This window comes from Paenibacillus amylolyticus (assembly GCF_003719335.1).
GTDB lineage: Bacteria > Bacillota > Bacilli > Paenibacillales > Paenibacillaceae > Paenibacillus > Paenibacillus amylolyticus_D.
Genome location: NZ_RIAS01000007.1, coordinates 281,502 through 296,719, shown reverse-complemented (window position 1 = coordinate 296,719; position 15,218 = coordinate 281,502). Strand labels below are relative to the sequence as shown.

The window sequence follows — 15,218 nt, the reverse complement described above, 5'->3', positions numbered from 1 at the left end:
CCTTTGTAACCGAGTTACCCGTTATTTAAACTAAAAAAAACACTTCTTCAACATACGGGACTCTTGGCGAGTCACCCGAGTATGTTGAAGAAGTGCATCATCATTGTTGCTACACAGGTAGCTTATCATTGGTTAAACGGATTACATTACAGTTGTAATTATTGTTTATTTGGAATCGTTAGCTCTGGACTGCCGACCGCCGATGCCAAATACGTAATAACCAACCACCACAATCGCCATAAAAGTCGCACCAACAATTAGCGGCAGACGTGTATCCGGGTTAAAGGCCATACCGATAATGACCAGAATGAGATACACAATAATGATGTAATTGCTGATCGGGAACCATTTTGACTTGAAGTTATGCTCCGCGAGTTCCTGCCCCCAGCGCTTTCTGAATCTAAACTGACTGAACGCCAGAGCAAACCAAGGCACCATTCCCGGCAATACACTGGCGCTGTAAATGTAGAGGAATAGCTTCGAATCCGGCATCAGATAGTTAAGTACAACTCCGATCAGAAGAAGAGAGATAGTCACTACGATACTGTTGCGGGGAACCCCGCCTTTGGACAACTTTTTGAAAAAAGCGGGCGCTTGTCCGTTCTCTGCCAGTGTGTATAACATCCGTCCTGCGCTGTAGATCCCGCTGTTACATCCCGACATCGCTGCTGTCAGCACCACGAAGTTAATAATACCCGCGGCTGCAACAATGCCGACTTTGGCAAAGGTAAGCACGAATGGACTTCCCGTCTCCCCTACCTCGTTCCACGGATACAGCGTAACAATTACAAATATCGCACCTACGTAGAAAATGAGAATACGCCACACGATGTTTTTGATCGCTTTGCGCAGCGTATACTTCGGATTTTCGGCTTCGCCAGCCGTAATTCCGACCATCTCCACACCCTGATAGGCAGCTGTGACGATGCATAGCGCAAACAGGAATCCTTTGATGCCTCCCGGGAAAAAGCCTCCGTGACTAATCAGATTGGACAAGCCAATCGGCTCTCCTCCATTCCCCCATCCGAAGAATATAAGACCTGTTCCGATGATAATCATCGCCACAATCGCGGTCACCTTGATCATCGCAAACCAGAACTCGAATTCGCCATAAAACTTGACCGCCGCCAGATTGGCTGCTGCAATAATGAGAACACCTGCGAGTGCTGGAATCCACTGCGGAATATCCGGGAACCAGTATCCCACGTAAATTCCAATAGCCGTAACTTCTGCCATGCCCACCGTGATCCACAGGAACCAATAACTCCAGGCCGTTAAGAACCCGGCAAGCGGGCCAATATATTTGTGAGCAAATGTTGCAAACGAACCGGTCACCGGCTCCTGAATCAACATCTCCCCCATAATACGCATAACAAAAAAGATAATGATCCCGGCCAGCAAATAGGCCAGTAGCACAGATGGCCCTGCCCATTTGATCGTGCTTGCCGATCCCATGAATAACCCGACGCCAATCGTACCGCCGAGCGCAATCAGCTCAACATGACGGGGTTTCAGCCCTCTCGATAGTTCCTTTGATTCCAAGTGATTCTCCCCTTTTCTCATAAACAGCTTCCTAATGTTATTCCATTTCAATCCATTCACATTAACGCAATGCAGAATTACTTCACCAAATTGTACGAGATGTGAAGCAGAAATACAATATGGATTATGAGGAATTGAAGAACAGCTCAGTTACTGGAACCTTTCCCATGGCAATAACGTATGAGTTTTAATGCCCTTCACAAATAGATCCATGAAAATCTGAAATAGGAGAATGAAGATGCCAAGCTTGTTATTGATCTTATTTCTGTTTAACCTTTCGCTATTTCTACTGCATGAAATGGATGCGATCCGACGGTCCGAATGGAAATTGTTTATCGTGTTAAAAGATATGGAAGCAGAAAAAGCATATACATATTTCACCTGGATTCATCTTCCACTGTATACGATCATCTTCTCACTTCTTTTCAGTTCCTACCAGACCTTAACATTCTGGGTACTAGATGTGTTTTTTATCATACATACCGTGTTACACTTCTTTTTCGAAAAGCATCCTCAGAACGGATTTAAAAATAGGTTCTCCAGATCGTTGATCTATCCAATGGGATGCATTGCGCTGCTTCATATCATATTCCTCATGTTGAAATAAACATACGAACCATTAGGAGGGTTACACATGCAACCACAACAGCTGGAAAAAGCCGAATTATTCGTGGCTAACACCCTAATTCTCAAGAAACCATTCAAATGGCAGCACCCGATCATGCGTCGTCTGGCAGCCTTGCTCTATGTTGTGGAAAATAAAAGTATAGATCCAGAAGCCATTCAGCAAAGCAATGACCTGATGAAACAGCATACCAAACGTTTCTCTGCATTTAGAGGCCCTTCCTCCTTTCATATTGCAGCTATGCTTTCTCTGACAACGGATCAACTTACAAGACTGCAACATACGATTCAAGTCCATGATTTAATGAAAGAAATCAAGTTCCGCAACTCTGATTACCTGGTGATGGCTGCCTATCAGATCGCTGCTCAAGTGCCGCCCGATCAATTTCAGCATACCGTGGAACGCGCCAAATCATTCTACGACCGTATGAAAGAAGAGCATCCCTTCCTCACAGGGCATGATGATTATATTTTCACAGCAATGTTAGCCTTCTCTGATCTGGAAGTGGACACCGCTATCGCGCATATGGAGCAGTTTTATCGGGAGTTAAAGCCTAACTTTTCCGCGAAAAACAGCGTGCAGACCTTAACACACATTCTCGTTATCGGGGATGGCGGCCCTGAGGTTAGTGAACGTTTGCTGGCTTTAAGCGAGGCTTTCCGTTCAAGGAATCTTCGGATGGATAAAACGTACACATTGCCTTCACTCGCACTATTTGCATTATTGCCAGCAGAGATCGACTTGCTGGTAGATCAGGTTGTTGAGACGTATGACTGGTTAAGAATCCAAGAGGGTTTTGGGGCTTGGTCCATAAACAAACAGGAGTTGTTGCTGTTCTCGTCTGCATTGACTGCACTTCAACATGTGGAGCGTCTACAGAATGAGATCCTCACATCTTCCATGTCCACAACGATTACCAACATTATCGCCGCTCAGCAAGCAGCCATGAACGCAGCCGTTGCTGGAGCGGCAGCCGCTGCAGCTACCTCTTCCACTCAATCGTAGTTGACATCGGTAGCTCAAAATTGCATGTGGCTTTGTTTTTAATTCTAGCAAGGCCAACATATAGATAAAAAAACGATTATGTGAGTAAACGCGCATAATCGTTTTTTTAACAGTTATTTTCAATTAGATATGATTCGGTTCACTACACGATCCCCATCCCACGAAATTCCTCCAAAAAGTCATTCAGCCAATCTTCGCCATAATCCAGCGCACCCATATCATTTTCGATGAAAGCAACGTCCAGACCCATCACCCAGAACCTACGAGCGATAACAAACAAATCAATCGCCTGTTCGTCTGCATCCGTAAAATTTCGAACCGAGCGGTATCCTTTCATCAACGCATCCCATAGCTTTTGTTTTTGCTCCGAATCACCCGACTGCCGTTTCCGAACTTTCACTTGAGCCAGATCATACGCACGCCATCCCGGAGCAGCCCATTCAAAATCATAATGGATGAAGCGTTCTTGCCGCTCAAACACATTGTTGTTTCCATGCATATCGCCATGGCATAAGCCGTAGTCCAGACCTGATCTGGAGACGGCAACAATCTTTTCTTTTAACACGTTAGCAAACGCTTGCAAAAATGCTGTTTCCTTATGAGCTTCTCCAATATAACGAATGATTCGCTCCAGTGGCTCATCGATGAGAAATTTCGTATCCAGCTTAAACCTTGCAATGTCTGACTCCAACTCCGTTACTGACGCTGACACTTGTTCTTGTTCTCGCTCTGGTTCCAGATTAATCCGATCCATAGCCTGGTGCAGTTCAGCAGCAGACCGGCCAAAAGCGTAGCAGGAATGCTCATCCTTCAGATTGTTCTCCGTTCCCTCGATATAATGAAAGATAACAGCTGCCCGCTTCCCTTCAGCTGCATCCAGCATGATATAATCAGTCTGCGCCTTCGTTGGTACAAATTCTCCCACCTTAGTGTATTCGCTCGTAACCAATCTTTCTTTTAGTGCAGTCAGCACACTAAGTTCATAATGAACATCTGCTTCTGATACCTCGGTGCGATATACACGCAATATATACGTTTCTTGGCTTGTTCGTACCCGGTAAGTGTCATTCAAACCTCGAAGCCAAAACTTGCATTCTTCCCACGTTCCGATATCATAATGTGCCTGTAATGCCCACTCCAGATATGCCGGACTGAGCACTGAACGCAAAGCCGTTGGATGATTATACATAGTCAAGTTCCTTCCTGTCTGATATTTCGTCAATATACTTAATATATAACATACAGGAATTTATTGGAACGGTTATTAAGGAGCCGTTTTACCGGTTACGACTTTCCACTTTTGCTTCTGCTCAGGCTTAGGCTCCAACCCACAACCAGACAAAGCCGCACACTCCCGAAACGCCAAATGTTTGCATCCCTTACACTTTTCTTCGTTTAGATGCCTTAATGCATAGGTTATAGCTTCTCCCGTATGTTCAAACCGATGTGCCGGATCTAACCGTTCCAGCAAACCTGTTCGTTTCAGCATTTCGAGCGGCTGCTCCTGAAGGCCTGACAACAGTACTATCCCGCCTGAACGTTCAAAATGTTTGATTAAACTAGCCAGGTTAGCCTCTCCTGTTGTATCTATAAAAGGAACTTTCCCCATGCGCAACAAGAGCATACCCGGACGCTCCGGAAGTGAATCCATAACCGATTTTTCAAACATATCCGCTGCACCAAAAAATAACGGCCCTTCGATCGTATACAAGCTGATCTGTGGACAATCATGTCCCTCCCGTACCATATGAGCCATAACCTTCTCATGTTTATGATCCGGATCAGGCAGTACCTTGGCCACTTTCAGCATCTCGCTCATTCGTTTCACAAATAGAATGACCGCCAGAATCAATCCCACCTCCACCGCAGTCGTAAGGCTCGTGAATACAGTAAGAAGAAAGGTCAAAAGCAACACAAGTGAATCCCCCGTTTTGGTTCGCAGTACATAAGCAAAGGATTTTCGTTCGCTCATATTCCAGGCCACCAACATCAGAACCGGCGCCATACTGGCAAGCGGTATATGGGATGCATACGGTGCAAATAAAATCAGAACAAGCAAAACAACAACACCATGAATTACGCCCGATAATGGAGACACTGCACCCGATTTAATATTTGTTGCTGTACGAGCAATGGCTCCTGTCGCTGGGATTCCACCGAACAATGGTGTGACAAGGTTGGCAACCCCCTGCCCGATCAGTTCCCGGTTGCTGTTATGGCGGCTGCCCGTCATACCGTCAGCGACAACGGCGGACAACAGCGATTCAATACCACCGAGCATAGCAATGACAAAAGCAGGTTGCAGCAGATTCACGATACGCTCCCATGTGACCTCCGGCAGGTGGAATCCAGGTAAGGTTCCAGGAATTGTACCGAAAGATGAGCCAATCGTAGCCACCTGATCTTTGAAGAAGACGGCTGCAACAACGGTCGAGCATATCAGACCCAGCAGGGAAGCAGGCACTTTGGGTGCAAACTTCGGCACAAGCAGAAGAACAGCCAGGCACACCCCCGCTGTCAGCAAACTGTATATATTAATCGTCCCAATGTGCATCCCGATCTCTTTCATATTGGAGTAAAAATCCTCATGTTTCGTGACACCCGTAAGTCCCAGCACATTCACGATCTGTCCACTAAAAATCAAAACAGCGATGCCTGCTGTAAAGCCAATCGTCACGGGTCTTGGAATGAATTTAATTAATGCTCCGAGTTTGAATACCCCCATAACAATGAGCATCAGTCCAGCCATCATGCCAGCAATGAGCAAATTTTCATAACCATACTGCATGACTATAGCAAAAAGAATCGGAATAAATGCCCCCGTCGGCCCACCGATCTGAAATTTGGAACCGCCCAGCAGTGAAATCAAAATACCTGCAATAATGGTGGTATACAATCCATATTCCGGCTTGACTCCAGAAGCGATGGCAAAAGCCATACCCAGAGGAATCGCAATAATACCTACAATCAGCCCCGATATCAGATCCTTGCGAAAATCAGCTATTCGATAACCCGCATATCTCCCGATGCCTTTCATGCTCCATAACCTTCTTTTCTTCATATATTTGAATATTTGAATATAAAGTGAACACTACTCCTTGATATATGCTCTGTCAATCGCAAATATCACAGTCCTATAAAATTGTGCTCTTATAAATTTTACAGATCATACTAGAAACTAAAATGCAAAACTATTTAAAGCGATAGCACATATAGCTCATGGGAACAAAGAAACCATGATTCAAGTCCATCATTAGTGGAATTGAATCATGGTTCTCTCACAAAATGTAAAACTATTCCTAAGAATGAAAGCTTAGTGTTTGATTGTATCTTAATCAGAGATTTTTTCAATTTTCACAACTGTTCTAATGGGAGGCAAGGACTCGTTTTGATTAAAGTCAGCAGTAATTCTTACTCGTTGTCCTAAATCAATTGATTCGTAATTTTTCTTCTCAATATAATAATATGAGGCTTCCGTTTGTTCTTGTGCTAATTCAATAAAATCCTCTAATTTACCATTCTCCAAATCTTCCTTACTTATATTTTGAAGAACAAGTATTTTGTATTTGTCATTTTCCTCTGTTTTAAATACCACAGTACCTTCATAAATTGGATAATTTTCTTTTTCCTCTTTGTTAGTGCAAGCAGGCAGTGTAATCAAACTAATTAAGATGATTAGCATTATTTTTTTCATATTAAACCTCCTATAATCTAAATGATGCTATTCTCTTGTCTCCTATTCACAACCTATTTTAGCCTAATTATTGGATAAAAACAAATTATTACCAGGAGGCAAACTATGAAGAACAGACTAAGCTATGTTATTATTCCAATCCTTATTTTTGTTTTTTTTTCAATTTTCACCAATAAAGATGTGCATGCAGAAGTTAACCGGGAGACATTAGAGCAGGAAGTCTCCCAAGAGCAAATATCTGCAGAAATGGATGACATCATGATCATGCAAAATGCAGTCGCTGAAATATTAGGAGATTATGAAAAAATTCAGAAATATGGGACGGTTCACATTGATCGAAATAATGGCTTTACAATTATTATTGCTTTTAAATATGAGGACAACTCTACAGACGCAATTAAAAAAACATTATCTGAGCGACTTAATGAAAAGGTTAGGTTTATCGTTTCAGACATCACCTATGATGAATTAACTCAGATCAAAGATAATATATTTGGCAACCGTGAAATTTTAGAAGCAAAGGGCATTCAAATTTCTTCTGCTGGTGTCGATGAAAAAGCTAATAAAGTCAACGTAATCATTAATAAAGTAGATAATATGACTATTGCTTCTCAACTGTTTACAGATAATTTTGCGAAATCGACAAAATTACTTACGGACAATTTTGAAAGTGCTGAGAAATTTGTGAATGTTGTCTTTGATCCAGAAGCTAAGAATTACAATGAATTCTCACGAAGGGAAAATCATAGCATTTTAGGGGGAGGGATTGGAATACAAAGTTCCGGTTCGTGTTCAACTGCATTCACTGCTACAAAAGGAGGCGTTAAGTTCTTAGCTACGGCTGGCTGGTCATTGTCTTGAAGGTGATGGATCAGTCGTAAGACAATGGAGCAGTAATGTGGGTACGGATCACCTAAGTTATTATAAGAGTCGTGGCTTTGACATCGGGTTAATTAATGTTACTAACTCTGGCAGGAAAATATCGAACTTTATCTTTGCAAAAGCTGTAACTAATTATGATGCAAAATATACAAACTCAGGTTCCTTCTTAATGAATCAATATGTTTGTAAATCAGGAATCACGACAGGTTATACTTGTGGTCAAGTACAGGAAACGAGTACAAGTTATACAGATTCTGATTCAGGTGTTATAACGAAAGATGTAGTGAAAATTTATGCAACCGGCAATACAAAAGATTATTCTCAACCTGGTGATAGTGGGTCAACTACTTGGGCTGGAGAAGTATTATTAGGCGTACACAGTGGTGGTGGGGATTCTAGTACACTATCTTGGGGCTTTGCTGCAAAAACTAGTAAAGTAGCTGAACACTTTGGCTCAGATTTTACTATTTATAAGTCATCAAACCCACTTTGAACGTTGTGTATACTAATGTAATTTAAGAGAAATAACGATCTGCTAGGTAGTTGATATTCCCTTCTTATATTCATATGAATATAATATACACCAAAAAACAAGAGCTCCCGTGCCAACTTACGGTTGCTCTTGTTTCTTGTGTCAGCTGTCTTTACGCATATCCTCAAGCATTGAAATTGCATCGACCAGATGGTTATCAAAAATCTGTTTGGCAACAGTCAGCAGGTCTTTAATCAGCGGATCCCGCAGTGAGTAGGTGACGGTTGTGCCTTCTTTAATGCCCTGTACCACATTTTTGCTACGTAACACAGCCAGCTGCTGGGATACTGCAGAACCCTCCGTTCCAAGAATGCTTTGCAATTCATTGACGCTTTTATCTCCTTCACCCAGCAGTTCCAGAATGCGAATTCGCATCGGATGTGCCAGTGCTTTGAAGAAATCGGCTTTGAACTGTTGTACGTTCTGATTCATACCCTTTTGCTCCTTCAATCGAACTCATCAACATGACCTTATCATACCATAGAACGAAGTACAGGCTTCCATTCACACGATATGATATGATGAAAAGCGAGTACATTATATGGCGCAAGGGAGCGGTAAACATGTCTAAATCATCTGAATATTCGCCTTCTGGTGTTCCTATTCTTCGTCATAAAGATTTGGAACGCGAGTGGCAGTCTACCTCTTATGCAGCAACCGAATGGCTGCAGCGAATTGAGAAACACGCGGATACGTATCTCGGCGAAGCCGACTCTGTGTTCCATGAGCTGGTGTCAGACAAAGTTCATATTGATGTTCATATCATTCGTCCGACACCTGAGCGTAATTATTATACGTTGTATACCACAGGCATGAGCGCCTTGCCGATGAACACACCTGAAGATGCAGAGGAATATAAGTATGCAGAACTGATGATATGTTTACCTCCGGATTGGCCTCTATTAGAAGAAGAACTAGAGGAATCGGATAATTACTGGCCGATCCGATGGTTGAAAACGATGGCTCGACTGCCACATGACTATGATACCTGGCTGAGTTGGGGTCATACAGTACCCAATGGCGACCCGGCAACGCCATTTTCCAACAATACAGATATGTGCGCCTTAATCGTGTTGCCTCCGCTTGAGGTCGAAGAGGATTTCCTCACACTGGACATGGGGGATGGGCAAACTGTGCACTTCTATGCGATCCTTCCCATTTATCTGGAGGAGCTTGAACATAAGCTAGAGTATGGCTTGGACGCTCTGCTTGATCAATTTGAAACACAACATGTTAATGAAATAATGAATTTGAATCGGATTAACACCTGCGAGAATGCGTAAAAACATCATTCGAATTATATTTGAAAAGAATTCAAATGCAATGTTTTGCAAAGATCACTAATCCTTCTTCTTAACGAACATCAAAAAAGCTCAATCCTGTGCGGGCATCTGCTACTGGATTGAGCTTTCCTTTGTTATGATGTGAACTTCGAGTGCTTATCTAGCTCCGCTTCCAGGACTAAACGTTGATATTCAACAATTTGCCCGTTACATATCAGTACGAGCCATATTCGAACCAATCAAAGTCCGCCACCTGATCAGAGGATTGACCATTGCTGCTACTAAACACACCGATACAACAGCCTACAAAACCGCCAGCCACCTCCGTGCTCAAGCTGGTCGTATCCACTTGTCCTGCAACCAGATGATACTTCCTTCCATCTATGCTGTAGTAGAAGCTGAGTTGCTGCCCTAGCGCCACCATTTTAATGTATACACGCGGAGTTTCTCCATCCAGCACAACTTGACCAACCAGTGATTCCTCACCACCAAGCCACGTCATTACCCGCAGCACCTGCTGCTCACCTTCACGGGCCCGTTCAATTCGCACATGATACTGGTCATTCTGAATAACCACCAGACCCGCCGTCTCATGTTCATGCTGCGGCACAAATTCCATCGCAGTCGCAGCGACATAATCCATATGCTGCTGCCGCACACAGACAAAGCTGGAATTATCAAGTTCCTTCAATGTTTGCGGTTTCAACTTCAAACGCAGGTAACCTTTCCGTTCAGTCAACGAGTAGAGGTTCTCCTGAGGATTACGCAGGAACATCCACTGCAGGCCCAATTCGTCACTGTCAAAATTTTCACAGCGCAGATCCGGTGCCACAGGTACTGCTGGCAGATTCAGCACACCCTGCTCCTCCAGTTTTCCAAGCCCCCGATTGATGACTGGCCATCCATCCTCCCATTCCACTGAAGCAATAAATGTCTCACGACCAAGATTGCTGAAAGCCCCGCCATATGGTCTGGAAGCCAGCATCACCATGAACCATTGACCGTTAGGCGCCTGTACCAGATCCGCATGTCCTACATTAATAACCGGATAATGCTTGCCCATATGACGATGGGTAATAATCGGATTTTTCGGATTGCCGACGTAACCTTCGGTCAGACTGCTGCTGCGTGCAATCGTAACCGCATGGTTCAGACCTGTGCCACCTTCGGCAATCATCAGGTAATAATACTCACCAATTTTGTACAGATGCGGTCCTTCTGGCCAGATCACATCTACCATCGCCCCGCGCCACAGAACATAGCTGTCTCCGACCAGCTTCATGCTGCCCAAATCCAGTTCACGAAGCCACACTTCCCAGTTTCCGTTGTAACGCACACCTTCGGAGCAAGGACGTGTTCCCAAATAATACGCCTTCCCGTCTTCATCAAAGAACATCGTTGGATCAATGCCTTCCGCACCTTCAATAAAATAAGGATCAGACCACGGCCCAGCCGGATCGGTAGCGGTTACAACAAAGTTTCCACCATGAGATACATTCGTTGTGATCATATAAAAGAGCCCTTCATGATACCGGAGCGTTGGCGCAAAGATGCCCTGCGAATGCCCTGCGCCTTGCAGATTAAGCTGAGACGCACGATCTAACACATTGCCGATCTGCTCCCAGTGAACCAGGTCGCGGCTATGGAAGATCGGAACGCCGGGAAAATAGGCAAACGTGGATGTGACCAGATAAAAATCTTCTCCTACCCGGCAGACAGACGGGTCTGGATAAAATCCAGGCATGATCGGATTGTTAAATGTACATTGCTCGCCTTGATTAACATTGTTCATTCTTTTACCCCTCCAATGGTGAGTCCAGTGACAAAGTATTTTTGCAAGAACGGATACAGCACAACGATGGGCATCGCGGTCACGATGGTGATGGCAGCCCGAATAGATACGGGGGTGACCATATTGGTCACATTTTTGTATTGATCCACATTGACCATTCCCCCTTGTGACGTTGCCGAAGATAACAGCTTCATCAGTTCATATTGCAGGGTGGTCAAATTGCGGTTACCTGCCGTATAGAGCATGGAGTCAAACCAGGAGTTCCACTGACCTACGGCAATAAAGAGTGCAACCGTAGCCAGCACCGGCTTGGAGAGCGGAAGCACAATACGCATAAAGATGCGGAAATCTCCTGCACCATCCATTTTGGCCGATTCAATCAGTCCCTCGGATAACCCCTGAATGTAGGTACGGATGACAATCATATTGAATACCCCGATCAGTCCAGGAATAATATACACCCAGAAGCTGTTCAACAGTCCCACTTGTTTGATCAGCATGTATCCAGGGATCAAGCCGCCGCTGAAATACATTGTGATCACAAAGAGTGTAGTGACAAACTTATTAAACATGTATTCCTTTCGGCTCAGTACATAAGCCAGCATAGCTGTACAGAAGAGTTGTACCACGGTTCCAATAACCGTTCTGGCAACTGAAATAAATGCCGCTTGGGTCAGATGTGGATTTTGGAACACAGATACATAGTTTTGCAGCGTCCACTCTCTCGGCCAGAGATAGATTCCCCCGCGAATCGTATCCAGACCGTTATTGAAAGATACGGCAATGGTGTTTAAAAAAGGATATAACGTAACAACCATAACAAGCAACATAAATATGCCATTGGTGATGGAGAAAATAGAGTCACCCAGGCTTCGTTTTCCGCTAATTCGATTCACAGCGCTGCCCCCTTATCATATCAACCGCTCTTCACCAAGAGATTTGGCAATCCCGTTGGCGATAAATATGAGCACCAGACTGACCACACTTTTGAAGATTCCCGCCGCAGTGGCAAGTGAGTAGTTCCCAAGATTAATCCCGTATTTCAGAACAAAAATATCAATCGTCTCGGATACATCCTGCACCAGTCCGTTCCCCAGCAAATATTGAATCTCAAAGCCTGCATTCAGTACGTTACCCACGTTGATAATCAGCAGGATAATAATGGTTGGTTTGATGCTCGGCAGTGTGACATTCCACATTTTGCGAAAACGACCCGCTCCATCGATGGAAGCTGCCTCGTACAGGCTCGGATTAATCGAAGCCATGGATGCCAGATAAATAATCGTGCCCCAGCCGATCTCTTTCCACATGCTGGATAGACCTACGATCCCCCAGAAGTATTTGGGTTCGGCAAAGAAATTAATCGGTGCATCAATCAGCCCCAGCTTGGTCATCAGCACATTCACAATCCCGTTTTCCGTCGACAATACATTCGCAACGATACCTGTCACGATAATCCATGACAGAAAGTGCGGAAGATAGGAAACGGTCTGCACAACCCGTTTAAATAAAACCATCCTCAGTTCGTTGAGCAAGAGTGCCAGACCAATCGAACCGACAAATCCCAGAAACAGACTGATCAGACTCATCGCCAGTGTGTTACGAATGACACGTAAGAAGGTTGGGTCCGTAAATAATGTTTGAAAATGATCCAGTCCCACCCAGTCCTGCTCCATAAAACCAATGCCCGGTCTATAGTTCTGAAAAGCCATGAGCCAGCCCCATAGAGGCCCATATGCAAAAATAGCAATAAACGCAATGAAGGGGAATGACATCCACATCAATTGACGCTGACTTTTCATTCTAGACAAGTTATACCCGATCCAGCTTTTCCCCGAAGGGATATGACTGATGTTGACCGAGGACTGCAACTCCTTTTTAGCCATGCTTTTCTCTCTCCTTGATTACGAGTTTTATCTATATCATCCGAACCGGATGATTTCGAATCCATTCCTGTCCAATGGGTACACGTTCATGTCTGGATTAAGAAAGGCTACAGGATATCCCATAGCCTCTCTGCTTTAACCTTAGCTATTGCTTACTGATGTTGCTTTTCTTACTACTCGTATTACTCCTCACACTTATCATGCTATTTGTCATACCGCTTATTGAATTGCTTATCTTGCTTCTTATCGTATTGCCTGTCGTACTACTTGTACCTGTTTTACATGCTTAACCCCACAGCTCTACACGTCTGCGAACCTCTTCCGTAAGTGCGTCCTCATACGCTTTGATATCTGCACTTTCTTTCAGTGTCGATTGATATTCTTCCCAGGCCTGATCAAACTCTGCTGGTGAGGTCATAATCACTTTAGGCAACCATTTGCGTTTCACATCATCCATCTTCTGTCTGGCGATGGTTTCAGGTTTATTTGGTTCAAAATTGAACGTATAGATCGGGAACCAAGGTTCGTTCTCTTCCGCAGGCTCCAGGAAATCCGTAAATTTAGTGTATCCGTAAGCCTTGAGTACTTTTTTATCAATGTCATTCAGTGTGGCAAGATATTCTTCAGGCTGCTCTTTCGGGTCCATCGCATTTTTACCGTCTGCTGTCATGCCTTCATGGTGAGGGAAATATACCAGCGGGCTTCCAGTGTTGGCGAGCACCCAGTCCGGATCTTTTGAATTAGCACGTTGCTCCTCGTTACGGGAGAATACACCTTTGTCATCCACCTGATAATCCACATCTTTTTGTCCCCACGTTCTCAGTACTTCAATCTCCGGATCGAGCAGATCATTAATGTATTGGAGCGCTCCCTCAACATCCTCACAGCTCTTCGTGATCGCAAGTCCGCCGTTGACGTTCAGAATCGGCTTATGCTGATAACGTCCTTTTACATCTTCGGACAACGTAATGGACAGTGGTACATACGTTCTTTCATACAGCTTTTGTTTTACCAGAGAAGCCTCTGCGTCGAGGAACTGCCATCCCTGATCGACCATTCCCAATACACGTCCCGTTGAAATTTTGGAAATGTACTGATCGTAGTTGGCTGTGAACGTTTCGTTGTCGACAAGCCCCTTGTTGTAGACCTCATTGATCTTTTTAAAATAAGCCTTTGCTTCTGGAATCGTATTGTAGTTTTTCGCTGTTAACGTAGCCTTGTCAACAATTGCGGCTCCTTCATTCGGATAACCGGCCAGGAACAGCGGCGGATTCTCCAGTGCGAAGTAACGCCAGTCGTAAGAGATGATCTCAAAACCGATCGTTGGCTGACCGTTAATGGTTGGATTTGCTGCCTTATACTTTTCGATGAGATCGAAGTACTGATCCAGCGTTTTGATTGTTGGATAGTTCGCCCACTCCAGCACCGCTTTTTGAATCCAGAACGCTTCCCCGTCATGGGATACTTTCATAGACTCGCCCTGTAAATTCCCGAATTGCGGAATGAAGTAGATATGACCATCCGTTGAATTCTTCATTTTCTTCCAATTGTCACCGAGATAGTTTTTGATATTTGGGTATTTATCGATATAGTCCTCAAGCGGCACTAAAGCACCAGCAGATACTAACTGCTGTGTACCATCACTTCCATCAATGAAATCCGGATATTCACCACCTGCAATCATGACCCCGATCCGTTCTTTGGCGGTCTGACCGGTAAGCCAGTCCATCGTGACCCGCACGCCTGTTTTTTCCTCAATAGCCTTCATCACCCGGTTATCATCAGGTGCGAGCTTGCCTGGTACAGCAAAAAATGCGGAAAACTGCTTCAGTTCTTTGCCGTCTGCCGTCTTCTCTTCCGTTTTGGATGACCCCGGCGTACAACCAGCGAGCACAACCGTAAACATCAACGTCAGTAGAACGAGCTGCCTTAATCTTTTTCTGACATCCTTTTTCATCATGACCCCTCCAGCAAAGT

The 15,218-nt window shown here is 44.3% G+C and carries 14 protein-coding genes; 5 read left to right on the top strand and 9 right to left on the bottom strand.

What is annotated here, in order from left to right; genetic code table 11:
* Positions 1-165: 165 nt before the first annotated feature.
* Positions 166-1,542, bottom strand: coding sequence for an amino acid permease (locus tag EC604_RS15050; RefSeq protein WP_123064973.1), 1,377 nt, complete (start codon positions 1,540-1,542; stop codon positions 166-168).
* A 232-nt stretch (positions 1,543-1,774) separates the two neighbouring features.
* Between EC604_RS15050 and EC604_RS30930 the strand changes: the two genes are divergently transcribed.
* Both EC604_RS30930 and EC604_RS15040 read left to right on the top strand, forming a co-directional pair.
* Positions 1,775-2,149 (top strand): DUF6713 family protein, encoded by a 375-nt coding sequence (locus tag EC604_RS30930; protein ID WP_345789272.1) that lies wholly within the window; start codon positions 1,775-1,777, stop codon positions 2,147-2,149.
* Positions 2,150-2,176: 27 nt separating this feature from the next.
* Positions 2,177-3,172 (top strand): DUF4003 family protein, encoded by a 996-nt coding sequence (locus EC604_RS15040; protein WP_123064937.1) that lies wholly within the window; start codon positions 2,177-2,179, stop codon positions 3,170-3,172.
* Between the two features lie 142 nt (positions 3,173-3,314).
* Here EC604_RS15040 and EC604_RS15035 read toward each other — a convergent pair whose 3' ends face one another.
* The 3 genes from EC604_RS15035 to EC604_RS15025 form a co-directional block, all read right to left on the bottom strand.
* Positions 3,315-4,361, bottom strand: a complete 1,047-nt coding sequence (locus tag EC604_RS15035; RefSeq protein ID WP_123064936.1) for a phosphotransferase — start codon at positions 4,359-4,361, stop codon at positions 3,315-3,317.
* Between the two features lie 75 nt (positions 4,362-4,436).
* Positions 4,437-6,209 (bottom strand): SulP family inorganic anion transporter, encoded by a 1,773-nt coding sequence (locus tag EC604_RS15030; RefSeq protein WP_123064935.1) that lies wholly within the window; start codon positions 6,207-6,209, stop codon positions 4,437-4,439.
* Between the two features lie 294 nt (positions 6,210-6,503).
* Positions 6,504-6,866, bottom strand: a complete 363-nt coding sequence (locus EC604_RS15025; RefSeq protein WP_123064934.1) for a DUF3221 domain-containing protein — start codon at positions 6,864-6,866, stop codon at positions 6,504-6,506.
* Positions 6,867-6,971: 105 nt separating this feature from the next.
* Between EC604_RS15025 and EC604_RS15020 the strand changes: the two genes are divergently transcribed.
* The gene (locus tag EC604_RS15020; RefSeq protein ID WP_123064933.1) at positions 6,972-7,727 is read left to right on the top strand and encodes a hypothetical protein; all 756 of its coding nucleotides are present in this window, start codon (positions 6,972-6,974) and stop codon (positions 7,725-7,727) included.
* A gap of 37 nt (positions 7,728-7,764) precedes the next feature.
* Positions 7,765-8,241: a trypsin-like serine protease gene (locus tag EC604_RS15015; RefSeq protein WP_123064932.1), complete on the top strand. Its 477-nt coding sequence runs from the start codon at positions 7,765-7,767 to the stop codon at positions 8,239-8,241.
* Positions 8,242-8,382: 141 nt separating this feature from the next.
* Here the strand turns inward: EC604_RS15015 and EC604_RS15010 are convergent, their stop codons facing one another.
* Complete coding sequence (locus tag EC604_RS15010; protein WP_123064931.1) at positions 8,383-8,712, bottom strand: ArsR/SmtB family transcription factor; 330 nt, start codon at positions 8,710-8,712, stop codon at positions 8,383-8,385.
* A gap of 131 nt (positions 8,713-8,843) precedes the next feature.
* Between EC604_RS15010 and EC604_RS15005 the strand changes: the two genes are divergently transcribed.
* On the top strand, positions 8,844-9,563 hold the full coding sequence (locus EC604_RS15005; RefSeq protein WP_123064930.1) for a suppressor of fused domain protein: 720 nt from the start codon (positions 8,844-8,846) through the stop codon (positions 9,561-9,563).
* A gap of 214 nt (positions 9,564-9,777) precedes the next feature.
* Here EC604_RS15005 and EC604_RS15000 read toward each other — a convergent pair whose 3' ends face one another.
* From EC604_RS15000 to EC604_RS14985, 4 genes are all read right to left on the bottom strand, one after another.
* Positions 9,778-11,355: a glycoside hydrolase family 43 protein gene (locus EC604_RS15000; protein ID WP_123064929.1), complete on the bottom strand. Its 1,578-nt coding sequence runs from the start codon at positions 11,353-11,355 to the stop codon at positions 9,778-9,780.
* Complete coding sequence (locus EC604_RS14995) at positions 11,352-12,251, bottom strand: carbohydrate ABC transporter permease (RefSeq protein WP_192895113.1); 900 nt, start codon at positions 12,249-12,251, stop codon at positions 11,352-11,354. The genes EC604_RS15000 and EC604_RS14995 overlap by 4 nt, the downstream gene beginning before the upstream one ends.
* Before the next feature lie 15 nt (positions 12,252-12,266).
* Entirely contained in the window at positions 12,267-13,241 is a 975-nt protein-coding gene (locus EC604_RS14990) for an ABC transporter permease (protein WP_192895112.1), read from the bottom strand.
* Between the two features lie 286 nt (positions 13,242-13,527).
* Complete coding sequence (locus tag EC604_RS14985; protein ID WP_123064928.1) at positions 13,528-15,198, bottom strand: extracellular solute-binding protein; 1,671 nt, start codon at positions 15,196-15,198, stop codon at positions 13,528-13,530.
* Positions 15,199-15,218: the final 20 nt, after the last annotated feature.

Coding starts and splice junctions, on each gene's coding strand:
- EC604_RS30930 (WP_345789272.1), top strand. CDS start 1,775: ATGAAGATGCCAAGCTTGTTATTGATCTTATTTCTGTTTAACCTTTCG.
- EC604_RS15040 (WP_123064937.1), top strand. CDS start 2,177: ATGCAACCACAACAGCTGGAAAAAGCCGAATTATTCGTGGCTAACACC.
- EC604_RS15035 (WP_123064936.1), bottom strand. CDS start 4,361: ATGTATAATCATCCAACGGCTTTGCGTTCAGTGCTCAGTCCGGCATAT.
- EC604_RS15030 (WP_123064935.1), bottom strand. CDS start 6,209: ATGAAAGGCATCGGGAGATATGCGGGTTATCGAATAGCTGATTTTCGC.
- EC604_RS15025 (WP_123064934.1), bottom strand. CDS start 6,866: ATGAAAAAAATAATGCTAATCATCTTAATTAGTTTGATTACACTGCCT.
- EC604_RS15020 (WP_123064933.1), top strand. CDS start 6,972: ATGAAGAACAGACTAAGCTATGTTATTATTCCAATCCTTATTTTTGTT.
- EC604_RS15010 (WP_123064931.1), bottom strand. CDS start 8,712: ATGAATCAGAACGTACAACAGTTCAAAGCCGATTTCTTCAAAGCACTG.
- EC604_RS15005 (WP_123064930.1), top strand. CDS start 8,844: ATGTCTAAATCATCTGAATATTCGCCTTCTGGTGTTCCTATTCTTCGT.
- EC604_RS15000 (WP_123064929.1), bottom strand. CDS start 11,355: ATGAACAATGTTAATCAAGGCGAGCAATGTACATTTAACAATCCGATC.
- EC604_RS14990 (WP_192895112.1), bottom strand. CDS start 13,241: ATGGCTAAAAAGGAGTTGCAGTCCTCGGTCAACATCAGTCATATCCCT.
- EC604_RS14985 (WP_123064928.1), bottom strand. CDS start 15,198: ATGAAAAAGGATGTCAGAAAAAGATTAAGGCAGCTCGTTCTACTGACG.